The 20747-nt window shown below is 70.1% G+C and carries 25 protein-coding genes and 1 tRNA gene; 10 read left to right on the top strand and 16 right to left on the bottom strand.

Annotated elements, in window-relative coordinates:
• The 5 genes from PV350_RS31260 to PV350_RS31240 all read left to right on the top strand — a co-directional run.
• Positions 1 to 632, top strand: a 632-nt coding sequence (locus PV350_RS31260; protein WP_500337187.1) for a YidC/Oxa1 family membrane protein insertase, incomplete at its 5' end; no start/stop codon positions are given.
• Between the two features lie 69 nt (positions 633 to 701).
• Positions 702 to 1559 (top strand): fumarylacetoacetate hydrolase family protein, encoded by an 858-nt coding sequence (locus tag PV350_RS31255; protein WP_500337186.1) that lies wholly within the window; start codon positions 702 to 704, stop codon positions 1557 to 1559.
• 135 nt (positions 1560 to 1694) lie between these two features.
• Positions 1695 to 2339, top strand: coding sequence for an HNH endonuclease signature motif containing protein (locus tag PV350_RS31250; protein WP_500337185.1), 645 nt, complete (start codon positions 1695 to 1697; stop codon positions 2337 to 2339).
• Positions 2336 to 3004, top strand: a complete 669-nt coding sequence (locus PV350_RS31245) for an HNH endonuclease signature motif containing protein (RefSeq protein WP_500337184.1) — start codon at positions 2336 to 2338, stop codon at positions 3002 to 3004. Before PV350_RS31250 ends, PV350_RS31245 begins: the two co-directional genes overlap by 4 nt.
• A gap of 48 nt (positions 3005 to 3052) precedes the next feature.
• Positions 3053 to 3139: transfer RNA gene (locus tag PV350_RS31240), tRNA-Leu, on the top strand.
• Positions 3140 to 3189: 50 nt separating this feature from the next.
• On the opposite strand, the gene rdgB is transcribed toward PV350_RS31240, so the two are convergent.
• The 4 genes from rdgB to PV350_RS31220 form a co-directional block, all read right to left on the bottom strand.
• Entirely contained in the window at positions 3190 to 3798 is a 609-nt protein-coding gene (gene rdgB, locus PV350_RS31235) for a non-canonical purine NTP pyrophosphatase (protein WP_499512071.1), read from the bottom strand.
• Between the two features lie 15 nt (positions 3799 to 3813).
• Positions 3814 to 4209 (bottom strand): hypothetical protein, encoded by a 396-nt coding sequence (locus PV350_RS31230; RefSeq protein ID WP_499512072.1) that lies wholly within the window; start codon positions 4207 to 4209, stop codon positions 3814 to 3816.
• Positions 4210 to 4265: 56 nt separating this feature from the next.
• Positions 4266 to 5012: a ribonuclease PH gene (rph, locus tag PV350_RS31225; protein WP_499512073.1), complete on the bottom strand. Its 747-nt coding sequence runs from the start codon at positions 5010 to 5012 to the stop codon at positions 4266 to 4268.
• 99 nt (positions 5013 to 5111) lie between these two features.
• Positions 5112 to 5345, bottom strand: a complete 234-nt coding sequence (locus tag PV350_RS31220) for a PTS sugar transporter subunit IIB (RefSeq protein ID WP_499512074.1) — start codon at positions 5343 to 5345, stop codon at positions 5112 to 5114.
• 139 nt (positions 5346 to 5484) lie between these two features.
• Here PV350_RS31220 and PV350_RS31215 point away from each other — a divergent pair, with 139 nt between their 5' ends.
• Positions 5485 to 6816 (top strand): PTS transporter subunit EIIC, encoded by a 1332-nt coding sequence (locus tag PV350_RS31215; protein ID WP_499512075.1) that lies wholly within the window; start codon positions 5485 to 5487, stop codon positions 6814 to 6816.
• A gap of 120 nt (positions 6817 to 6936) precedes the next feature.
• Positions 6937 to 8190, top strand: coding sequence for a PTS transporter subunit IIBC family protein (locus tag PV350_RS31210; RefSeq protein ID WP_499512076.1), 1254 nt, complete (start codon positions 6937 to 6939; stop codon positions 8188 to 8190).
• Positions 8191 to 8270: 80 nt separating this feature from the next.
• On the opposite strand, the gene PV350_RS31205 is transcribed toward PV350_RS31210, so the two are convergent.
• From PV350_RS31205 to clpS, 8 genes are all read right to left on the bottom strand, one after another.
• Positions 8271 to 9023, bottom strand: a complete 753-nt coding sequence (locus tag PV350_RS31205) for an MBL fold metallo-hydrolase (RefSeq protein ID WP_500337183.1) — start codon at positions 9021 to 9023, stop codon at positions 8271 to 8273.
• 228 nt (positions 9024 to 9251) lie between these two features.
• Positions 9252 to 10202, bottom strand: a complete 951-nt coding sequence (locus PV350_RS31200) for a PLP-dependent cysteine synthase family protein (RefSeq protein ID WP_499512078.1) — start codon at positions 10200 to 10202, stop codon at positions 9252 to 9254.
• Complete coding sequence (locus PV350_RS31195; RefSeq protein ID WP_499512079.1) at positions 10202 to 10507, bottom strand: MoaD/ThiS family protein; 306 nt, start codon at positions 10505 to 10507, stop codon at positions 10202 to 10204. The genes PV350_RS31200 and PV350_RS31195 overlap by 1 nt, the downstream gene beginning before the upstream one ends.
• Positions 10508 to 10568: 61 nt before the next feature.
• A complete protein-coding gene (locus PV350_RS31190; protein ID WP_499512080.1) occupies positions 10569 to 10673 on the bottom strand; it encodes a putative leader peptide in 105 nt (34 codons plus the stop codon).
• A gap of 66 nt (positions 10674 to 10739) precedes the next feature.
• A complete protein-coding gene (locus PV350_RS31185; RefSeq protein WP_500337182.1) occupies positions 10740 to 11165 on the bottom strand; it encodes a M67 family metallopeptidase in 426 nt (141 codons plus the stop codon).
• Between the two features lie 72 nt (positions 11166 to 11237).
• The gene (locus PV350_RS31180; protein WP_500337181.1) at positions 11238 to 12674 is read right to left on the bottom strand and encodes an amino acid permease; all 1437 of its coding nucleotides are present in this window, start codon (positions 12672 to 12674) and stop codon (positions 11238 to 11240) included.
• A gap of 303 nt (positions 12675 to 12977) precedes the next feature.
• Positions 12978 to 13544 carry a DUF2017 domain-containing protein gene (locus tag PV350_RS31175; RefSeq protein WP_499512083.1) on the bottom strand — a complete coding sequence of 189 codons (567 nt, stop codon included), beginning with the start codon at positions 13542 to 13544 and terminating at the stop codon, positions 12978 to 12980.
• A gap of 55 nt (positions 13545 to 13599) precedes the next feature.
• Complete coding sequence (clpS, locus tag PV350_RS31170) at positions 13600 to 13911, bottom strand: ATP-dependent Clp protease adaptor ClpS (protein ID WP_499512084.1); 312 nt, start codon at positions 13909 to 13911, stop codon at positions 13600 to 13602.
• 84 nt (positions 13912 to 13995) lie between these two features.
• Between clpS and PV350_RS31165 the strand changes: the two genes are divergently transcribed.
• Complete coding sequence (locus PV350_RS31165; RefSeq protein WP_499512085.1) at positions 13996 to 15330, top strand: nicotinate phosphoribosyltransferase; 1335 nt, start codon at positions 13996 to 13998, stop codon at positions 15328 to 15330.
• Between the two features lie 78 nt (positions 15331 to 15408).
• Positions 15409 to 16005, top strand: a complete 597-nt coding sequence (locus tag PV350_RS31160) for an isochorismatase family protein (RefSeq protein WP_500331281.1) — start codon at positions 15409 to 15411, stop codon at positions 16003 to 16005.
• Between the two features lie 43 nt (positions 16006 to 16048).
• On the opposite strand, the gene PV350_RS31155 is transcribed toward PV350_RS31160, so the two are convergent.
• Both PV350_RS31155 and PV350_RS31150 read right to left on the bottom strand, forming a co-directional pair.
• Positions 16049 to 16366 (bottom strand): hypothetical protein, encoded by a 318-nt coding sequence (locus PV350_RS31155; protein WP_499512087.1) that lies wholly within the window; start codon positions 16364 to 16366, stop codon positions 16049 to 16051.
• Positions 16367 to 16441: 75 nt separating this feature from the next.
• The gene (locus tag PV350_RS31150) at positions 16442 to 18763 is read right to left on the bottom strand and encodes an immune inhibitor A domain-containing protein (RefSeq protein ID WP_499512088.1); all 2322 of its coding nucleotides are present in this window, start codon (positions 18761 to 18763) and stop codon (positions 16442 to 16444) included.
• 356 nt (positions 18764 to 19119) lie between these two features.
• Between PV350_RS31150 and PV350_RS31145 the strand changes: the two genes are divergently transcribed.
• Positions 19120 to 19401, top strand: a complete 282-nt coding sequence (locus PV350_RS31145) for a hypothetical protein (protein ID WP_499512089.1) — start codon at positions 19120 to 19122, stop codon at positions 19399 to 19401.
• Positions 19402 to 19476: 75 nt separating this feature from the next.
• Here PV350_RS31145 and PV350_RS31140 read toward each other — a convergent pair whose 3' ends face one another.
• Together PV350_RS31140 and PV350_RS31135 are read right to left on the bottom strand one after the other, a co-directional pair.
• Positions 19477 to 20112, bottom strand: a complete 636-nt coding sequence (locus tag PV350_RS31140; RefSeq protein WP_499512090.1) for an RDD family protein — start codon at positions 20110 to 20112, stop codon at positions 19477 to 19479.
• An 80-nt stretch (positions 20113 to 20192) separates the two neighbouring features.
• Positions 20193 to 20747: RDD family protein (locus PV350_RS31135; RefSeq protein WP_500337180.1), on the bottom strand; the 555-nt coding region annotated here is incomplete at its 5' end.

The following is a 20747-nucleotide window of genomic DNA, read 5'->3' as shown; positions in this document are numbered from 1 at the left end:
CCCTCACCCCCCTCACCGGACCCGCCGCCGCACCAGCCGCCGCGATCGTCCTGTTCACCGTCCTCGTCAGGCTCGCCCTCCACCCGCTCGCCCGCGCCGCCGCCCGCGGCGAGAAGACCCGCGCCGCCCTCGCCCCACGCGTCGCCGAACTGCGCCACAAGCACGGGCGCGACCCGCAGAAACTCCAGCGCGCACTGACCGACCTCTACGCGGACGAGGGCTCCTCCCCCTTCGCCGGCATGCTCCCCACGCTCCTCCAACTCCCCGCCTTCTTCGTGCTCTACCACGCCTCCTCCGCCGCCCGGATCGGCGACGACCGCGCCGGCGCCCTCCACGCCGCGATCCTCCTCGTGGTCGCCGCCGTCGCCTACTGGTCCTACCGCCGCGCCCGCAAGGCCGCCCCCGACGCCCAGGGCCTCGCCAAGCACCTGCCGCTGCTCTCCTTCGGCACCCTCGTCACCGCCGCGATCGTCCCCCCGGCCGCCGGGCTCTACATCGCCACCTCGACCGCCTGGACCGCCGCCGAACGCGCCTGGCTGCACCGTCCACACCGTGGTCAAGGGGTTGCGGACGCCACCCCCGCCGCTGGAGGATCAACCAAGACCTCCGATGACCGCCCCCATCGGACATGACCCCGGACATGACCTCGGCCACGACCTTCGGCCACGACCACCACCCCCCGACCACACCCGGAGAGTCTTGTGAAGCTGCTGCGAGTCGGCCCCGCCGGAGCCGAACGCCCGGCCCTGCTCGACCAGGACGGCACCCTGCGCGACCTGTCCTCCCTCACCCCCGACATCGACGGCCCCCTGCTCGCCGACGCGGACGCCCTCGCCCGCATCCGCACCGCGGCCGCCGACGCCACCCTCCCCGCCCTCGACCCCGAGGACCTGCGCGTCGGCCCCCCGCTCAGCCGCATCGGCAAGATCGTCTGCATCGGCCTCAACTACCACGACCACGCCCGCGAGACCGGCGCCGCCGTCCCCGACGAGCCCATCCTGTTCATGAAGGCCCCCGACACCGTCGTCGGCCCCGACGACACCGTCCTCGTCCCCCGCGGCAGCCTCAAGACCGACTGGGAGGTCGAACTCGCCGTCGTCATCGGCCGCGAACTGCGCTACGCGGCCGACGGCACCGAAGCCCTCGCCGCCGTCGCGGGCTACGCCGTCGCCCACGACGTCTCCGAACGCGCCTTCCAGATCGAACGCGGCGGCCAGTGGGACAAGGGCAAGAACTGCGAGACCTTCAACCCCCTCGGCCCCTGGCTCGTCACCGCCGACGAGATCCCCGACCCCCAGGCCCTGGGCCTGCGGCTGTGGGTCAACGGCGACCTCAAGCAGGACGGCAGCACCGCCGACCAGATCTTCCCGGTCGCCGAAGTCGTCCGCTACGTCAGCCAGTTCATGACCCTCTACCCCGGTGACGTCATCAACACCGGCACCCCTGCCGGCGTCGCCCTCGGCCGCCCCGAGCCCAAGCCCTACCTCCGGGCCGGCGACGTCGTCGAGCTCGAGATCGACGGCCTCGGCCACCAGCGCCAGGTCCTCAAGGACGCGTAGCCCACCTCCCCGCCGAAGGGCGCCCGACGTGTCGTTCCGGGCGCCCTTCGGCGTATCCCGGTCGGCGTAACCGTCGTACAAGCGGGTCGTTAAAACGTGCGAAAGTGCAACACACGATCGCATGGGGGGATATCAGTGCCCGCAAGCCCCTACACCCGTGAACTCCTCACCGAGGCGGCGGCGTCCTCGCGGACGCTGTCCGAGATGCTGACGAGACTGGGCGTGGACCCCAGGAGTTCGACCCGCGGTTACCTGCGGGAGCGGATGAGACGTCTGGGTGTGGACACCTCGCACTTCGAGCGGGAAGGCGGCCGCTGGACACGTGACCTCCTCGCCGAAGCAGTCGCCGCATCGGCCAACATGTACGAGGTGCTGCGCCATCTGGGAGTGGAAGTCGTCGGAGGCCAGCACACACACATCAGCCGCCGCATCCGAGGCTTCGGCATCGACACCTCGCATTTCGTCACCAGGCCGCGTGGCACAGGCCGGCGGTCGCACGACGAGATCCTGGTCAGGCAGGAAGCGGACACAGCCCGCCGGGTGCACAGTGACCGGCTCAAGCGGGCGATGCTGGCCCGGGGGATCGCCGAACGCTGCGCCCTCTGCGGAACCGAGCCCGTGTGGTGCGGACGGCCGCTCACCCTGGAGGTCGACCACCTCGACGGCAACTGGCGGGACAACCGCCTGGTCAATCTCCGCCTCCTGTGCCCCAACTGCCACGCGACGACGGACACCTACCGGGGCCGGGGCAAACGGCGCGACCGGGACGTGGTCCGGTGAGCGCCGGGACCCCGTACACCCGCGAACTGCTCGAGGCGGCAGCGGCACGGTGCCACTCCATGAAGGAGGTCGTGGCGTTCCTCGGCAGGACTCCCTATGGAAAGCTGCACCGCTACCTGGAGAAGCGGTTCGGTGATTTCGGCATCGACGTCTCCCATTTCCGCAGGCCCGCTTCCGGCAGAGGCCACAAGCGCCCACGCCCCACGTCCGTAGAACTCCGCGCGGCAGTGGCGCACTCCGTTTCCGTGGCCGAGACCCTCCGGCGGCTCGACAGGCCCGACAACACCCGCACCCGCGCGCTGTTGCGCGCATGGCTGGCCGAAGACGGACTGGACACCGGCCACTTCCTGGGGCAGGCACACGGCAACAGGAACGGACCCAACGCCAGGAAGCCCGCGGCCGCCATCCTGGTCGCCCGCACCGACGGCTACCGCACCAAAGCCGTGCTGCTGCGGAGGGCCCTCGCCGAAATCGGCACACCCTCCCGGTGCGCACAGTGCGGCACCGGCGAAAACTGGCACGGCAGGCCGATGACTCTGGAAGTGGATCACATCAACGGCGACCGACTGGACGACCGGGCGGAGAACCTACGTCTGCTCTGCCCGAACTGCCATGCCGTCACCGACACATGGTGCCGAGGAGGCAGGCGCACACCGAGCCGGTAAACCGTATGCGATCCCGTGGCCGCCACCCGTTACCATGGGTGGCGGCTAGCGGCGGTGGCGCAATGGCGACGCAGCAGACTTAGGATCTGTGGCCCTTGACCGGGCTTGAGGGTTCGAATCCCTTCCGCCGCACCATTCGTGGCCTGCGAATCCAAAGTGGATGCGCAGGCCACGTCCGTACGCACTCACCCCACCAGTTCCCGCACCACCGGCACCAGGCCCCGGAAGGCCAGGCCGCGGTGGCTGATGGCGTTCTTCTCCTCCGCGGTGAGTTCGGCGCAGGTCCGGGACTCGCCGAGCGGCTGGAGGATCGGGTCGTAGCCGAAGCCGTTCGCGCCGTGGGGCTCGAAGCGCAGCGTGCCGAGGAGGCGGCCCTCGACGACGCGTTCGGTGCCGTCGGGGAGGGCGAGGGCGGCGGCGCACATGAAGTGGGCGGCGCGGTGGGGGGTGTCGATGTCGGAGAGCTGGGCGAGGAGGAGTTCGAGGTTGGCGCGGTCGTCGCCGTGCTTGCCGGCCCAGCGGGCGGAGAAGATGCCGGGGGCGCCGCCGAGGACGTCGACGCAGAGGCCGGAGTCGTCGGCGACGGCGGGGAGGCCGGTGGCCTGGGCGAGGGCGTGGGCCTTGAGGAGGGCGTTCTCGGCGAAGGTGACGCCGGTTTCGCGGACGTCGGGGATCTCGGGGTAGGCGTCGGCGCCGACGAGCTCCACGCCGAGTCCGGCGTCGGCCAGGATGGCGTGGAGTTCGGCGACCTTGTGGGCGTTGCGGGTGGCGAGGACCAGGCGGGTGTGCGGCATGGTCCGATTATCCCGTCAGCCGGGGGTGCAGACCTTGGAGAGTTCGGATGCGGCGTCGGCGACGGGGGTGATGTCGGGGACGTCTCCGTTCTCGGCGGCCTTCTGTGCGTTCTCGACGGCCTGCTGGAGGTTGCCCACGGCGGTGTTGACGTCGGCGTTGCCGGTCTTGTCGCCGAGGTCGGCGAGGTCGTCGGCGATCTGGTCGAGGGCGTTGGCGGCGTCCTGGGGGCTGTTGCCGGCGTTGCTGACGGCGTTCTGCAGGTTCTGAACGTCGGTGGCGACCTGGGCTGCGACGTTGGCGCAGTCGAGCGCCTTGTCGACGGCGTCGACGGCGCTGCAGCCGATGAGGACGGTGGTGCCGAGGGCGGCCGCGGTGGCGAGCGCCGCGAGGCGGCGGGTGCGTGGGTGCATACCTTTACATACGCACCGCGCCGTCCTCGGGTTGCGTTTTGCAGACGTGCTCTTTGTCAGTTCTTGGTGATCTGTTCGAGGTCGGCGAGGGCGGCGCGCTGGAGCGCGTCGAGTTCGGCGCAGCCGGCGACGGCGAGGTCGAGGAGGCTGTTGAGTTCCTTGCGGTCGAAGGGCTGGCCTTCGGCGGTGCCCTGGACCTCGACGAAGCGGCCGTCGCCGGTGCAGACGACGTTCATGTCGGTCTCGGCGCGGACGTCCTCCTCGTAGCAGAGGTCGAGCATGGGGACGCCGTCGATGATGCCGACGCTGACGGCGCTGACGGTGCCGTTGAGGGGCTGGGCCTTGGCGCGGAGGATCTTGCGGCCGTGCATCCAGGTGACGGCGTCGGCGAGGGCGACGTAGGCGCCGGTGATGGCGGCGGTGCGGGTGCCGCCGTCGGCCTGGAGGACGTCGCAGTCGAGGACGACGGTGTTCTCTCCGAGCGCCTTGTAGTCGATGACGGCGCGCAGGGAGCGGCCGATGAGGCGGGAGATCTCGTGGGTGCGGCCGCCGATCTTGCCGCGGACGGACTCGCGGTCGCCTCGGGTGTTGGTGGCGCGGGGCAGCATGGCGTACTCGGCGGTGACCCAGCCTTCGCCGCTGCCCTTGCGCCAGCGGGGGACGCCCTCGGTGACGGATGCGGTGCAGAGGACCTTGGTGTCGCCGAAGGAGACGAGGACGGATCCTTCGGCGTGCTTGCTCCAGCCGCGCTGGATGGTGACGGGGCGGAGCTCTTCGGGGGTGCGGCCGTCGATACGAGACATGGCGTCGAGCCTAGTCGTAGCGCGGCCCGGGGCCCGTGCCGGTCCGGGAACGGGCCCCTTGCGGGTGAGGTGGGGGTGGCCCCGGCGGTCAGCGCCGGGTCACATCATGTCCTCGATGTCGGCGGCGATGGGGTCGGCGTCGGTGCCGATGACGACCTGGATCGCGTTGCCCATCTTGACGACGCCGTGCGCTCCGGCGGCCTTGAGCGCGGCGTCGTCGACGAGCGAGGCGTCCTTGACCTCGGTGCGGAGACGGGTGATGCAGCCCTCGACTTCTTCGATGTTGTCGAGTCCGCCGAGCCCGGCGACGATCTTCTCTGCCTTGCTGGCCATCTGTACTCCTGGTTGGTCTCGGCCGTTCGGTCCGATTTCACACCGTAATGCAGTGGCGGACCGCTTTTGCGGGGATGCATGGGTGACGCAGCCGTGCCGCAACTGGTCTACACCACATTACCTGCCGGGAGGTAGTCCCATGGGTCCGGACGCCGCCGCAGCAGCCGCCCCGCGTCCGAGCCGGAAGTGGAGCGGTGTCCTGTTCCAGGGCCTGCAGAAGATGGGACGGAGTCTGCAGCTGCCGATCGCGGTGCTGCCGGCGGCGGGCATCCTGAACCGGCTGGGCCAGGACGACGTCTTCGGCCCGAAGGGCCTGGGCTGGGACAACGTGGCGAGGGTCTTCGACGGCGCGGGCGGGGCGCTGCTGGACGGTTCGCTGGGGCTGCCGCTGCTGTTCGCGGTGGGTGTCGCGATCGGGATGGCGAAGAAGTCGGACGGTTCGACGGCGCTAGCGGCGGTCGCGGGTTTCCTCGTCTACTACGGGGTGCTGCACCAGTTCCCGCAGGACTGCCCGCCGGGGACGGAGTTCCTGGCGACGAGCACCATCAGCGGGGCGTGCATCCCGCCGGGGACGCCGTCGGCGGCGGCTCCGGCGGCGTACCAGAACCCGGGGGTGTTCGGCGGGATCGTGATCGGGCTGCTGACGGCGTTCTTCTGGCAGCGCTACCACCGCACGAGGCTGGTGGACTGGCTGGGCTTCTTCAACGGGCGCCGGCTGGTGCCGATCGTCATGGCGTTCGTCGCGATCGTCTTCGCGGTGCTGTGCGTGTTCGTCTGGCCGCCGGTCGGTGCCGGGCTCACCGCCTTCAGCCAGTGGCTCACGGACCTGGGCTCGTACGGGGCGGGGATCTTCGGCGTGGCGAACCGGGCGCTGCTGACGGTGGGGCTGCACCAGTTCCTCAACGTCTTCGTGTGGTTCCAGTTCGGCAGTTTCACCAAGCCGGACGGGACGGTGGTGCACGGGGACATCACGCGTTTCCTGGCGGGTGACCCGACGGCCGGGCAGTTCACCTCGGGCTTCTTCCCGATCATGATGTTCGCCCTGCCGGCCGCCGCGCTGGCGATCACGCACTGCGCCCGCCCGGGCCGCCGCAAGGAGGTCGGGGGCCTGATGCTGTCGGTGGCGCTGACCTCGTTCGTGACGGGCATCACCGAGCCGATCGAGTACTCGTTCCTCTTCATCGCGCCGGCGCTGTACGCGGTCCACGCGGTGCTGACGGGGGTGTCGATGGCGGTGACGTGGGCGCTGGGCGTGCACGACGGCTTCAGCTTCTCGGCGGGGCTGATCGACTACGTCATCAACTGGCACCTGGCGACGAAGCCCTGGTTGATCGTCCCGATCGGGCTGGTCTTCGCGGCGGTGTACTACGTGCTCTTCCGCTTCGTGATCACCAGGTTCGACCTGGCGACGCCGGGGCGTGAGCCTGAGGAGGTCGCGGAGGAGATGGAGCAGGGCAACGTCAAGGCGTAGCGGGGGCGCCACGCTCAGGAGTGTGGTCTAGACCACACCGGAGGAGCCTTTCCTTGACGCGTCGCTTACATGTTAATACTGGTCTACACCATTCGGTGGTTTAGACCAGGAGGACCCCCCATGACAACCGCCACCGCATCGGCGGCCCCCGCAGCGAAGAAGCGGGGCTCCGGCCTTTTCCAAGGCCTGCAGAAGGTCGGCCGCAGCCTGCAGCTGCCGATCGCCGTCCTGCCGGCGGCGGGCATTCTGCTCCGTCTCGGCCAGCCCGACGTCTTCGGCGCGGACGGCCTCGGCTGGGACAAGGTCGCCTCGGTGTTCGCCACCGCCGGCGGCGCCGTGTTCGACAACCTGCCGCTGCTGTTCTGCATCGGCGTCGCCATCGGCTTCGCCAAGAAGGCCGACGGCTCGACCGCCCTCGCCGCACTGGTCGGCTTCCTGGTCTACAGCAACGTCCTGAAGGCCTTCCCGGTCACCGAGGCCAAGATCCAGGCCGGCGCGGACATCCCCGCCACCTACAACAACCCCGGTGTGCTCGGCGGCATCATCATGGGTCTGCTCGCTGCCGTCCTGTGGCAGCGCTACCACCGCAAGAAGCTGGTGGACTGGCTCGGCTTCTTCAACGGCCGCCGCCTCGTGCCCATCATCATGGCCTTCGTCGGCGTCCTGGTCGGTGTGTTCTTCGGTCTGGTCTGGGAGCCCATCGGCGAGGTCATCAGCAACTTCGGCGAGTGGATGACCGGTCTCGGCTCGGTCGGCGCCGCGCTGTTCGGTCTGATCAACCGTGCGCTGATCCCGATCGGCATGCACCAGTTCGTGAACTCGGTGGCCTGGTTCCAGCTGGGTGACTTCACCAACTCCGCGGGCACCGTCGTCCACGGCGACCTGAGCCGCTTCTTCGCCGGCGACCCCGGTGCCGGGCAGTTCATGACCGGCTTCTTCCCGATCATGATGTTCGGCCTCCCGGCCGCCGCCCTGGCCATCGCGCACACGGCCCGTCCGGAGCGCCGCAAGGCCGTCATGGGCATGATGATCTCGCTCGCGCTGACCTCCTTCGTCACCGGTGTCACCGAGCCGATCGAGTTCTCCTTCATGTTCATCGCACCGCTGCTCTACGCGATCCACGCGGTGCTCACCGCGCTGTCCATGGCCGTGACCTGGGCCTTCGGTGTCCATGCCGGCTTCACGTTCTCGGCCGGCGCCATCGACTACCTGCTCAACTGGAACCTGTCGACCAAGCCGTGGCTGATCATCCCGATCGGACTCGTCTTCTCGGTGATCTACTACGTGGTCTTCCGCTTCGCGATCACCAAGTTCAACCTCCCCACCCCGGGCCGCGAGCCCGAGGAGGAGAACGAGGACCTCGTCAAGGCGTAGCGCCCGGCGCGGCACACGACGAAGCCCCCGGAACCGAAGGTCTGGTTCCGGGGGCTTCGTGCTGCTTCGGGCGGGGGCGCTCAGACCTCGTAGACCGCGCCGGCCTTCGCCACCTCGACCGGGCCGTCGTAGACCTCGCGGGCGTGCTCGAGGTTGGTCCGCGGGTCGGTCCACGGCGGGATGTGGGTGAGCAGCAGTCGCCCGGCCCCCGCGCGGTCCGCGTACTGGCCGGCCTCGCGGCCGTTGAGGTGCAGGTCGGGGATGTCCTCCTTGCCGTGCGTGAAGGAGGCCTCGCACAGGAGGAGGTCGGTGCCCTCGCTGAGGGTCAGCAGCGCGTCGCAGGGACCGGTGTCCCCCGAATAGGTGATGGCGCGACCGGCGTGCTCGACACGGAAGCCGTACGCCTCGACGGGGTGGCTGACGACGTCCGCGGTGATGGTGAAGGGGCCGAGGCGGAAGGTGCCGGGTTCGAGGGTGCGGAAGTCGAAGACCTCGCTCATGCACTTCTCGTCGGGCACGTCCCCGTACGCGCTGGCCAGCCGCCGTTCGGTGCCCTCGGGCCCGTAGACGGGGATGGCGTGGGCGGGGCCGCCCTCGTGGCGGTAGTAGCGCGCGACGAAGTAGGCGCACATGTCGATGCAGTGGTCGGCGTGCAGATGGCTCAGCAGGATGGCGTCGAGGTCGTACAGACCGCAGTGGCGCTGCAGCTCGCCGAGGGCGCCGTTGCCCATGTCGAGGAGCAGCCGGAAGCCGTCGGCCTCGATGAGGTAGCTCGAGCAGGCCGATTCCGCGGACGGGAACGACCCCGAGCAGCCGACGACGGTGAGCTTCATGTGCAGAAACCTCCGTGGATTGTTCCGGGGGTCTTGCGTTGGCGCGCCACGACGCCCCCGCTCCGCAGGGGGAGGGGGGAGGGGCGGGAGCGACCCGCCATGTGCTCTTGAGCGTAAGGCGCACGGCGTGCGCGTGCTCCTCTGCGGAGCCCCGTTGTGGGCGGAATCACCAGTACGGCGCCCTCGTCGCCGGAAGTCCGGCGGGGCGAGGGCGCCGTGGGGGGAGGATCAGGCCCAGAGCTGGCCGTGCAGGGCGGCGACGGCCGCCTCGGTGGACGCGGCGGTGTAGATGCCGGTCGACAGGTACTTCCAGCCGCCGTCGGCGACGACGAACACGATGTCGGCGCGCTCCCCGGCGCGTTCGGCCTTGCGGGCCACGCCGAGGGCGGCGTGGAGGGCGGCTCCGGTGGAGACGCCGGCGAAGATGCCCTCCTGCTGGAGCAGTTCGCGGGTGCGGCGGACGGCGTCCTCGGAGCCAACGGAGAAGCGGGTGGTGAGGACGGACTCGTCGTAGAGCTCGGGGATGAAGCCCTCGTCGAGGTTGCGCAGTCCGTAGACGAGGTCGTCGTAGCGGGGCTCGGCGGCGACGATCTGCACGCCGGGGACCTTCTCGCGCAGGTAGCGGCCGACGCCCATGAGGGTGCCGGTGGTGCCGAGCCCGGCGACGAAGTGGGTGACGGAGGGGAGGTCGGTCAGGATCTCCGGGCCGGTCGTGGCGTAGTGGGCGCCGGCGTTGTCCGGGTTGCCGTACTGGTAGAGCATCACCCAGTCGGGGTGCTCGGCGGCCAGTTCCTTGGCGACGCGGACGGCGGTGTTGGAGCCGCCGGCGGCCGGGGAGGGGATGATCTCGGCGCCCCACATCGTGAGCAGTTCGCGCCGCTCGGACGAGGTGTTCTCGGGCATGACGCAGACCATGCGGTAGCCCTTGAGCCGGGCCGCCATGGCGAGCGAGATGCCGGTGTTGCCGGAGGTGGGTTCGAGGATCGTGCAGCCGGGGGTGAGCCGGCCGGCGCGCTCGGCCTGCTCGATCATGTGCAGTGCCGGGCGGTCCTTGACCGAGCCGGTGGGGTTGCGGTCCTCCAGCTTGGCCCAGACGGACACCTCGCCGGAGGGTGACAGGCGCGGCAGCCGTACCAGCGGGGTGTTGCCGACGGCTGCCAGCGGGCTGTCGTACCGCATCAGCGCCCGCCGACGCGGTCGGCCGGCAGGCCGCTGCCGCCGGCGACCGCGGGGAGGATCGTCACGCTGTCGCCGTCGGTGAGCTTGGTGGCGATGCCGTCCAGGAAGCGGACGTCCTCGTCGTTGAGGTAGACGTTGACGAAGCGCCGCAGCTCGCCGCCGTCGACGATGCGCTCGCGGATGCCGGTGTGGCGGGTGTCGAGGTCGGCGAGGAGTTCGTCGACGGTGCTGCCGCTGCCTTCGACGGCCTTGGCGCCGTCGGTGTACGTGCGGAGGATGGTCGGGATGCGGACCTCGATGGCCATGCGTCGGCTCCAGTGGGTGCGTGAGTACGGCGGGAAGCGGGGTTGCGCGGGCTGACGGCGCTCAGGCGCACGTACATGCCGCGCTGGCGAGGCGGCACAGGTCGACGTGCAGCCGCGCCACGAGCAGCGTGCCCGGCGCCGTGTCGCTCACGTCGTGGGAAACCATGGGCTCATCGTATCGATTCCCCCCGGGCCCCAGAGACGGGTGTCCCAGGATGCGGACCGTCGCGTCTCAGATGGAGGGGTCGACGATCTCGACCGGCTCCTCGCTGACCTCGCCGTCCACGATGCGGAACGAGCGGAACTGGAAGGGGCCGGCGCCGTCGGTGTCGGCGGTGGAGACCAGCACGTAGTGGGCGCCGGGCTCGTTGGCGTAGGAGATGTCGGTGCGCGAGGGGTAGGCCTCGGTGGCGGTGTGGGAGTGGTAGATGACCACCGGCTCCTCGTCGCGGTCGTCGAGTTCCCGGTAGAGCTTGAGCAGGTCGGTGGAGTCGAACTCGTAGAACGTGGGCGAGCGGGCCGCGTTGAGCATCGGGATGTGCCGCTCGGGCCGGCCGCTGCCGGCCGGACCCGCGATCACGCCGCAGGCCTCGTCGGGGTGGTCGGCGCGGGCGTGGGCGACGAGTGCGTCGTGCAGGGCACGGGTGATGGTCAGCATGGTCGTCAGGATAGAGAAGGTGGCCGCCGTACGGCTGTACGGCGGCCACCTGCTGAGACGCCGGGCCCGGGACTACTCCTGGGCGAGGGCCAGGGCGGGGTCGCGGGGGGTGCGCCGCTTGAGGGCCACGTAGCCGATGCCGAGCAGGGCCGACCAGACGAGCCAGACGTACAGGCCGAGGCGGGTGTCGGCGTCGGTCGCCATGAGGACGACGACGGAGAGCAGTGCCACGATGGCGATCCAGTTGGTGACCGGGGCGCCCGGCATCCGGAAGTCGGCGGCGGGCAGCAGCCCGGCGCGGACCTTGGCGCGGTAGCGCAGGTGCGCGGCGAGGATCACGATCCAGGTCCACAGGCCGGCGCAGGTCGCGACGGAGGTGATGTAGACGAACGCCTTGTCCGGGGAGACGACGTTGACGATGACGCCGATGCCCATGAAGAGGGTGGACATCACGAGCGCGGGCAGCGGGAGTTGCCGGTCGCTGAGCTTGGCCACGGCCTTGGGCGCCTCGCCGTTGACGGCCAGGCCGCGCAGCATGCGGCCGGTGGAGTAGATGCCGGAGTTGCAGGAGGACAGGGCGGCGGTGAGGACCACGAAGTTCATGATCCCGGCGGCGCCGGGGATGCCGACCTGGGCGAAGACCTGGACGAAGGGGCTGACGCCCGAGGTGTACTTGGTCCAGGAGAAGACCGACAGCAGCACGATCAGCGTGCCGACGTAGAAGATGCCGATGCGGACCGGCAGGGTGTTGATCGCCTTGCGCAGGGTCTGCTTGGGGTTCTCGGCCTCGCCTGCGGTGATGCCGACCAGTTCGACGCCGAGGTAGGCGAAGATCACGCCCTGCATGGCGAGCATGGCCTGCCAGGCGCCGTTGGGGGCGAAGCCGCCGTCGGCCCACAGGTGGGTGACGGACGCGGTGTCGCCGGCGGAGGAGAAGCCGAAGGTCAGGATGCCGACGCCGATGACGATCATCGCGACGATCGCGGTGACCTTGATCGTGGAGAACCAGAACTCCAGCTCGCCGAAGATCTTGACCGAGACGAGGTTGCCGACGAAGAGCACCACGAGGGCGACCGCGGCGGTGGACCAGACGGGGACCGACGGCCACCAGAAGTTGATGTAGGCGCCCGCGACGGTGACCTCGGACATGCAGGCGGTGACCCACAGGGCCCAGTACGACCAGCCGGTGGCGAAGCCGGCGAACGGCCCGAAGAACTCACGGGCGTAGTCGGCGAAGCTGCCGGAGGTGGGGCGGTAGGTGAGGAGCTCGCCGAGGGCCCGCATGATGAAGAAGATCACGATGCCGGCGGCCGTGTAACAGGCGATCAGGCTGGGCCCGATGGCGGCGATGCCCTTGCTGGAGCCGTAGAACAGGCCGGTGCCGATGGCGCCGCCGATGGCGATCATCTGGACCTGACGGGCGCTGAGTCCCCGCTTGTAGCCCTCTTCCGGCGCGGCCCCCGTGGCGCCGCCGCCGGATTCGTACTGCTCGACCTGCGTCGAGGTCATGGTGCTGTGCCTTTCTCCATGCCCGTCCGGCCGCGACGGCCCGGATCGGGTTCCGATCCCCCCGGATGGTGGAGGTGCACGCCGGGGTCAGCCGGCCACGCGACCGACCGTGACAGGGGTGGCGTCACGGCCGGTGGTCGAGGATTCGTATCACGGGGTGTGCGCCGGGCACGCAGCGCAAATGTGGCACATGGCACAGGAAGAAGCGGACAAAAGGTGCGCCGAATGGGAATGCGGTCCGCTGCGGTGACGTGATCGTTATCCGGAATTGAGCGTCGTCTGAGCGAACGGACGCCGCCCGGATCACGGCATGAGGGTCTCCACGAGGCTCTCCTGGAGCGCCCCGAGCCAGAGGTAGGCCATGACGAGCGGCTTGCGCGGGTCGGAGTCGGGCAGCCGGTACAGCTCGCTGTCCTCGTCCTCGCTGACCTCCAGCCGGGTCCCCATGGTCAGCCGCAGGTCGTTGAGGGTGCCGAGCCACCGGCGCGCCTGCTCCGCGTCGAGGCTGAGCACCGCTCCCCCGTCGCCGCCGGGGGTCAGCGCGTCGAGGCTGCGGACGACGGCGAGCGCGTCGCCGCGCTTGCGGGTGCGCAGGTCGTTCTCGGTGTAGCGGCGGAAGTCCGAGGAGTCCGCCTCCTCCTCGTAGGCGTCGGGGAAGAGCCGGGCGAGCGCCGGGTCCTGCGGGGGCCGGGTGGGGCCCTCGGCGAACAGCTCGGCCAGCGGGTCGGCCGGTTCGGCGCCGTCGGCGGCGTCGCCGGGGCCGATCAGCTCCAGGAGCTGCACGGCCAGGCTGCGCAGGATGGAGATCTCGACCTCGTCGAGCGCGACGGCGGCGCCGCCTGCGGCAGCGGTCTGGAAGTAGCCGGGCATGTCGGTATCAGCCGTCCCTCAGGGGCTCGGTGGTCTTCTCGGTGGTCTCGCGGCCTCAGCGGTCCTGCGTCAGGGTGGCCCACAGCCCGTAGCCGTGCATGGCCTGCACGTCGCGCTCCATCTCCTCGCGGGTGCCGCTGGAGACCACGGCGCGGCCCTTGTGGTGCACGTCGAGCATGAGTTTGGTGGCCTTGTCCTTCGGATAACCGAAGTACGCCTGGAAGACGTAGGTCACGTAGCTCATCAGATTGACCGGGTCGTTGTGGACGACAGTCACCCAGGGAACGTCCGGGGACGGCACCTCGAAGGGGGCCTCGCTCGACTCGGTCCGTTCGATCTCTGCGGGGGCGACACTCACGGGACCCATGCTGTCACCAGACCGTGCCGACAGGGAAACCGGCCCTCCGAGAAATCGTCACTCTGACGAGAGTTGGGGGTAGCATCCTCGGACATGAGCACTGCAGACCTGGGGCTGCCCGTCACCGTCCCCTCCACCGCGCTGTTCACCGACCGGTACGAGCTGACCATGCTGCAGGCCGCGCTGCGCAGCGGCGCCGCCCACCGTCGTTCGGTGTTCGAGGTGTTCACCCGCCGGCTGCCCGAGGGGCGCCGGTACGGGGTGGTGTGCGGCACCGGACGGGTACTGGACGCCGTGGAGAACTTCCGCTTCGACGACCGCATCCTGGCCTTCCTGGAACGGGAGCGCGTCGTGGACGCGCCCACGCTGGAATGGCTGGCCGGCTACCGCTTCCGCGGCGACGTCCTCGGCTACCCCGAGGGCGAGGTGTACTTCCCCGGCTCGCCGGTCATGCGGATCGAGGGCACCTTCGCCGAGGCGGTGCTGCTGGAGACGGTGGTGCTGTCGATCCTCAACCACGACTCCGCGATCGCGGCCGCCGCCTCCCGGATGGCCGTGGCCGCCGGGGGCCGCCCGCTGATGGAGATGGGCGCCCGCCGCACCCACGAACTGGCGGCGGTGGCGGCCTCCCGCGCCGCCTACGTCGGGGGCTTCGCCTCCTCCAGCAACCTCGCCGCAGGGTTCCGCTACGGCCTGCCGACCATCGGCACCAGCGCGCACGCCTTCACCCTGCTCCACGACGACGAGCGGGACGCCTTCACCGCCCAGGTCGAGTCGCTCGGCCGGGGCACCACCTTGCTGGTCGACACCTTCGACGTGGCGACGGCCGTCCGGGCCGCCGTGGAGATCGCCGGGCCCGAGCTCGGCGCGGTGCGCATCGACTCCGGGGACCTGCTGCTGCTCGCCCACCGGGTGCGGCAGCAGCTGGACGACCTGGGGGCGAAGGACACCCGGATCGTGGTGACCTCGGACCTGGACGAGTACGCGATCGCCTCGCTGGCCGCGGCGCCGGTCGACGCGTACGGGGTCGGCACCTCCCTGGTGACCGGCAGCGGGCAGCCGACCTGCTCGATGGTCTACAAGCTGGTCGCCCGGGCCACCTCCGACGACCCGGGCGCGCCCCTGGTGCCCGTCGCCAAGAAGTCCATGGGCGGCAAGACCAGCATCGGCGGACGCAAGTGGGCGGCCCGGCGGCTGGACGCCGACGGGGTCGCCGAGGCCGAGGTGATCGGCACCGGACCGGTCCCGGGACCGCTGGCGGACCGGCAGTTGCTGGTGCCGCTGGTGCTGGGCGGCGAGACCGTGCACCGGGAGCCGCTGGACGCGGCCCGCACCCGCCACATCGAGGCGCGCGCCGCCCTGCCGCTGTCCGCGACCCAGCTGTCGCGCGGCGAGCCGGCGCTGCACACCGAGTACATCACCCACTGATCGGCCGGGGCACCCTGCCGCGGCAGGGCCGCCGCTCACTACAGTCGAAGCGACAGCGACCGGAAGGGACCGACCACCATGCACCGCGCACTGATCGTCGTGGACGTGCAGAACGACTTCTGCGAGGGCGGCAGCCTGGCGGTCGCCGGCGGCTCCGAGGTCGCCGCCGCCATCACCGACCTCATCGGGGACGCCACGGCCGGCTACCGGCACGTCGTGGCCACTCGCGACCACCACGTCTCCCCCGGCGACCACTTCTCCGACCACCCCGACTACGTCCACACCTGGCCGGTGCACTGCGCCGCCGGCACCGAGGGCGTCGGCTTCCACCCCAACTTCGCTCCGGCGGTCGCCTCGGGCGCGGTGGAGGCGGTCTTCGACAAGGGCGCGTACGCGGGTGCGTACAGCGGCTTCGAGGGTGCCGACGAGAACGGCACCGGGCTGGCCCGGTGGCTGCGCGAGCGCGGGGTGGCGGAGGTCGACGTGGTCGGCATCGCCACCGACCACTGCGTGCGGGCGACCGCGCTGGACGCCGTGCGGGAGGGCTTCCGCACCCGGGTGCTGCTCGACCTGACGGCGGGCGTCATGGCGAGGACGACCGAGTCGGCGCTGGACGAGCTGCGCGCCGCCGGCGCCGAACTGTCCGGAAAGCCGGTCGTCCGCGGACAGGCCTGACGGCCGGTGGCGGGAGGACGGCCCCCGGGGCCGCACCCCGGGTTCAGCGGCGCACCGTCGGGCCCAGCAGCGCCGCGATGGACTGCCAGGGGGCGGCGGGGGCCGAGGGGATGCGGCGCCAGACGAGGCCGTCGGGGTGGTGGAGGACGGCGTTGATCTCGTCGGACGTGGGGGGCTCCATGTTGCCGACGAGACGGACGGTCCGGAAGCCCAGGTTCCGCAGGCGGGTCAGTGCGCGCTGGCGGTTGGCCGAGACGACGAGGACCCTGATGTACTCGTCCGGGGCCCCGCCGGGCGAGGGCAACCGGAGGGCCACGACGACGTCGCCGCTCGGAAGCCTGGTGAAACCGCCGCTGGCCATAAGCACATGATCGGCAGATCGGCCCCCGTCCACCAGGGGACGGGGGCCGATCAGGTCACTTCGTGCGGAGCGTGATCACTTCTTGGAGGGACCCACCCGGACGGTGATGGTGCTGCCGTCCCGGGCCTCGTGGAGGATCGTGATGCTGGTGTTGCTCGGGGCCACCTTCACGCTGCCCGTGGGGTTCTCCGAGGACCAGTAGGAGTTCTTGTCGTCGAAGACCGTGTTGCCGGGCAGGCTCGGGAGCTTGGTGGCGACGCCGTTCTTGTGCAGGGTGATGGCGTCGGTGCGGGCCTTGGTGAACGTGGAGTCGTAGGACTGCACGCGGTTGCGCTGCAGCGTGCCGTCGCTCCACTTCAGCGCCTTGGGGTGGGCGTCGATCGGCAGGATCCGACCGGCGCCCGGGTGCGCGCTGACGTTGTTGTCGTTCATCGAGGTGTCCCACAGCCAGATCAGCAGGCCGTTCTGGTACGCGTAGTGCTCGACCCAGTTCTCCTTGGTGGTACCCCAGCCGAAGTTGTAGGGGCCGACCTTCAGGGTCGTGTCGTACGAGACGTACTGCCGGTTCTCCGCGATGTAGTACTGCGCGTAGTCCTCGGAGAACGTGGAGCCCTTGACCGTGAAGCCGTTCGCGGTCCAGCCGTTGTCACCGGCTTCGGCGCCGTCGCTGAGCAGGGTCGCCCCGTCGGCGGTCAGGGTGATCGCGTCGGCGAGGAAGCCCTTCTGGGCCACGCCACCGTCGGACTGGTAGCGGAAGCGGAGCTTGACCGACGTGCCCGCGTAGGCGTCCAGCGGGAGCACCATGTCCTGGTAGGAGGCCGCGGTGCCGGTCAGGGCCGGCTTGTCGCTGGCGTCGCGCGGGAGCGGGGCGCCGCCGATGGTGCCGTCGATCGCGGTCCAGTTGGCGCCGCCGTCGGTGGACACCTCGGTGTAGAGGTAGTCGTAGTTCTCCTCGATGTCGTACCAGCCCTTGAGGGACAGGCTCGCCGAGGTCTTGCCCGTGAGGTCGACGTCACGGGTGAGGGTGTTGCTCAGGTTGTCACCGCTGCCGCTCCACCACTGCTTCGCGCCCTCGGCCGGGGTCGCCAGCTCGGTGGTCACGGTCTTCTTCGGCAGCGTGACGACCAGGCCCTGCTTCCTCGCGGTGTTGTACTCCGCGACGCCGAGGGTGCTGATCCCGACCTTGCCGGCCTTGGCGGTGCTGTAGTTCAGCCAGCCCAGCTGCAGCTTGTCCCAGGCGGTCATGTCGCCGGGCAGGTCGCCGATGGTGTCCTTGCCGGTGCCGAGCCAGGAACCGGACGACATCAGCGTCCAGAAGCCGGTGGAGTTCTCGGCGGTGTTGGTGGTGTCGTAGTGGTCCGGCAGACCGAGGTCGTGACCGAACTCGTGGGCGAAGACCCCGAGGCCGCCGTTCTCCGGCTGGACGGTGTAGTCGCCGACCCAGACGCCGGTGTCGCCGATCTGGGTACCACCGAGCAGGTTGCCCGCCGGGCCGGTGGCGCCGGCGTCCGTGCCGAACGCGTACCAGCGGTGGGCCCAGATCGCGTCCTCGCCCTGGGCGCCGCCGCCGGCGGACTCGTCCTCACCGGCGTGCACGATCTGGAAGTGGTCGATGTAGCCGTCGGACTCGTTGAAGTTGCCGTCGCCGTCGTAGTCGTAGCGGTCCCACTGGTCGTACTCGGCCAGCTTCGCCTTGATCGTGGCGGCGGAGTCACCGGCGGCCTTGCGCGCGTCGACCCACTTGTTCACCGCGTCCGCGACGAGGTTCCAGGTGCAGGTGTCGCACTTGTTGCTGCCGTACCGGGCCTCGTTCCAGTCGACCTTGACCCAGTCGGCGACCTCGCCGGCGACCGAGTAGCGGCCGGAGGACTGCTTCTCGTAGTACTTCGCCATCGACTCCTTGCCGGAGGCCTTGGAGAAGTACAGGTCCTGGAAGTGCTGCTTGTTGTAGTCCGCCTGCCACGCCGTGCTGTTGTCCTTGCGGCGGTCGGGCTTGGCTATCTGGTTGTGCGCGGGACCGGTCGTACCGCCGTACTGCGGGTCGGTCTTGGTCCCGAACTCGGCGAGGATCACGAAGATCTTGTCGGTCTTCTCGCGCCCGAGTTCGACGTACTTGTTCTTGCCGAGCTTGACCACATCCGAGGCACCGCGGTCCTCGACCTTGGACTTGCCCGAGATGACCTGCTCGATCGCCTGCTGGCGCTGGGCGGACTGGCGCTCGCTCAGCGGGCCCTTCAGATCGTGCTCGACGCGCTCCGCCTTCGCCGGGTCGTGCCGCACGACGCGACCGGCCTGCGGGTCGGCCTGGGCTGCCGCGACGGGGAAGGCGGTGGCGCCTATTGCGGCGATCGCCACGGCCAGAGCGGCGGATCTGATGGTCCGTCGTTGGCTTATCACGATGTATTGACCTCCCTAGGGTGAAGCCATTGCACCGGAGTGACGGATGAAAAGACAGATCTTGACTTGGCCATGACCGACAAGTACGGTGAGCGACCGATCCGTTGCGCATAGCGGACACATCGGCCTGCGCAACTCCATTTCGCCGCAGGTTCGTTGCGTCCCGGGGAAGATCGCGATGCGACCCCGTGCGCCCCCCGTGCTTCCGCACCGTGGGTTAGGTCACGCTTACCGGGCGTTCCGTGCGGGCATCTCGCACCGTAGAGTCGGTGGTTGGCGTGCCACGTCTGAACCACCGGGAAGACGGCCCTGGCCGACGCTCCGCCACAATCGTCGTATATGAGGACGGATCAGCCATGCCACGTCCCACCCCCGCCCAGCTGACCTACGGTTCCGCGACCGTGGTGCTCTCCACCCTCGCGATGCTGCTGCTCTCCGAGGCGAGATCGGGCGTCGCGGTGGCGGTCATCGCCGCGGCAGGACTGACGCTCGGTGTCCTGGTCGCCGTGACGGCGGCGATCCCGGCCGGCACGCGCCGCACGAGGCGCGAACTGCCCGCCGTACAGCAGCCGGTGCCACGACCCCGCGTCCGCGGCGCCGCCGAACCCCGGCTGGGGGAGCACTCGCTGCGGCGCTGAACCCGCACCCCCGCAGATCACGCCGACGGCCCCGGAGCATCCGCTCCGGGGCCGTCGTCTTCGTCAGTGCGGGTGTCAGGCCTGGACGACGACGGTCTTGGCCGCCTTGTCGTGCCAGCACTGGCGGTACGGCTTGTCCCACAGGTGCCACAGGACGTTGAGCAGCGACAGGATGGAGCCCACGCACGGCACGATGCCGATGAAGGAGTAGACCGCCGCGCGGCCCCAGGCGGCACTGCCGGGCGGGCTGCCGTCGGCCAGCTTGGCGACGCGGATCTTCATGACCTTCTTGCCGATGGTCTGACCCGTCGACTGGAGCATCAGGCCCTCGTACGCGAACGCGCCCGCGAAGACGAGCAGCTCGATGCCGAGGAACGCGCCGGTGTCCGTGAAGGAGGTGCTCGTGGCGACCATCAGGATGATGAGCGCGACGAGGAAGATGCCGCCGTCGATGAGCCGGGCGAGGAAGCGCTGGCCGCTGCCGGCCAGCGGGGGCATGCCCGCCAGGGCCGGGTCCGTCGGCATCTGGCCGTAACCGGGCCCCTGCTGCGGATAGGCGTAGGGCGACTGCTGCTGCGGGAACGGCTGCTGGTCGTAAGGGTTCTGGCCCTGGGGGTGCGGCTGCTGTCCGTACGGGTTCTGCCCGTACGGGTCCTGGCCCCCCGAGCCGCCCTGCGGGTAACCGTAGCCGGGCGGTTGATTCGAACTCATGCAGTGAGTAAATCAGCCGGGCATGACGGCGCATAGACGGTGATGGTCACGGCCCTGCGACGATCACCCCACAGCGTGCCTTACTCCACCGAAACCACCACGGTTTGCCCCGCTTTGTCGTGCAGGCACTGACGGTACGGCTTGTCCCAGGTGCACCAGAGCACTTCGATGATCCAGAAGATCTCACCACAGCACGGGATGATCGGCACCAGGGAGTAGACCGACTCCCGCTTCAGCGCCGCCGGGGTCGTCGGATTGGTGCCGTCGGCGAGCATGCCCACGCGCACCTTGAGCAGCTTCTTGCCGAGGCTCTGCCCGGACCTGGCGAGCATGAACACCTGGTAGGCCAGGTAGATCACGGCGTAGATGACGCCCTGGGAGAACACCGCGCCGGTGGCGTTGTAGTCGTAGTCCCAGATCAGCCCGGTGAGGCCGTAGACCGGGATGCCGATGATCAGCCCGTCGACGATGCGCGCGAGCAGCCTGCGCCCCCGGTGCGCCAGCGGGGGCATCCCGGCCAGGGGATCGGGCTCGCCCGCGCCGTACGGGCCACCGGCGTAGGGGTCGCCGCCGCCGTAGCCCGGGGGCGGCTGGTCGTAGGGCGAGCCGCCACCGGGCGGGGGCTGGTACGGGGG

This window comes from Streptomyces sp. PA03-6a (assembly GCF_033792765.1).
Taxonomy (GTDB): domain Bacteria; phylum Actinomycetota; class Actinomycetes; order Streptomycetales; family Streptomycetaceae; genus Actinacidiphila.
This window is presented reverse-complemented; position numbering and strand designations above follow the sequence as displayed.

What these genes read in the sequence shown, in the direction of transcription:
- PV350_RS31230 (WP_499512072.1), bottom strand. Translation starts at nt 4,209, where the DNA reads ATGCACCCACGCACCCGCCGCCTCGCGGCGCTCGCCACCGCGGCCGCC.
- PV350_RS31180 (WP_500337181.1), bottom strand. Translation starts at nt 12,674, where the DNA reads ATGACCTCGACGCAGGTCGAGCAGTACGAATCCGGCGGCGGCGCCACG.
- PV350_RS31185 (WP_500337182.1), bottom strand. Translation starts at nt 11,165, where the DNA reads ATGCTGACCATCACCCGTGCCCTGCACGACGCACTCGTCGCCCACGCC.
- PV350_RS31145 (WP_499512089.1), top strand. Translation starts at nt 19,120, where the DNA reads ATGCCACGTCCCACCCCCGCCCAGCTGACCTACGGTTCCGCGACCGTG.
- PV350_RS31165 (WP_499512085.1), top strand. Translation starts at nt 13,996, where the DNA reads ATGAGCACTGCAGACCTGGGGCTGCCCGTCACCGTCCCCTCCACCGCG.
- PV350_RS31160 (WP_500331281.1), top strand. Translation starts at nt 15,409, where the DNA reads ATGCACCGCGCACTGATCGTCGTGGACGTGCAGAACGACTTCTGCGAG.
- PV350_RS31155 (WP_499512087.1), bottom strand. Translation starts at nt 16,366, where the DNA reads ATGGCCAGCGGCGGTTTCACCAGGCTTCCGAGCGGCGACGTCGTCGTG.
- clpS (WP_499512084.1), bottom strand. Translation starts at nt 13,911, where the DNA reads ATGGGTCCCGTGAGTGTCGCCCCCGCAGAGATCGAACGGACCGAGTCG.
- PV350_RS31190 (WP_499512080.1), bottom strand. Translation starts at nt 10,673, where the DNA reads ATGGTTTCCCACGACGTGAGCGACACGGCGCCGGGCACGCTGCTCGTG.
- rph (WP_499512073.1), bottom strand. Translation starts at nt 5,012, where the DNA reads ATGTCTCGTATCGACGGCCGCACCCCCGAAGAGCTCCGCCCCGTCACC.
- PV350_RS31200 (WP_499512078.1), bottom strand. Translation starts at nt 10,202, where the DNA reads ATGCGGTACGACAGCCCGCTGGCAGCCGTCGGCAACACCCCGCTGGTA.
- PV350_RS31205 (WP_500337183.1), bottom strand. Translation starts at nt 9,023, where the DNA reads ATGAAGCTCACCGTCGTCGGCTGCTCGGGGTCGTTCCCGTCCGCGGAA.
- rdgB (WP_499512071.1), bottom strand. Translation starts at nt 3,798, where the DNA reads ATGCCGCACACCCGCCTGGTCCTCGCCACCCGCAACGCCCACAAGGTC.
- PV350_RS31175 (WP_499512083.1), bottom strand. Translation starts at nt 13,544, where the DNA reads ATGCCCGGCTACTTCCAGACCGCTGCCGCAGGCGGCGCCGCCGTCGCG.
- PV350_RS31140 (WP_499512090.1), bottom strand. Translation starts at nt 20,112, where the DNA reads ATGAGTTCGAATCAACCGCCCGGCTACGGTTACCCGCAGGGCGGCTCG.
- PV350_RS31210 (WP_499512076.1), top strand. Translation starts at nt 6,937, where the DNA reads ATGACAACCGCCACCGCATCGGCGGCCCCCGCAGCGAAGAAGCGGGGC.
- PV350_RS31195 (WP_499512079.1), bottom strand. Translation starts at nt 10,507, where the DNA reads ATGGCCATCGAGGTCCGCATCCCGACCATCCTCCGCACGTACACCGAC.
- PV350_RS31215 (WP_499512075.1), top strand. Translation starts at nt 5,485, where the DNA reads ATGGGTCCGGACGCCGCCGCAGCAGCCGCCCCGCGTCCGAGCCGGAAG.
- PV350_RS31220 (WP_499512074.1), bottom strand. Translation starts at nt 5,345, where the DNA reads ATGGCCAGCAAGGCAGAGAAGATCGTCGCCGGGCTCGGCGGACTCGAC.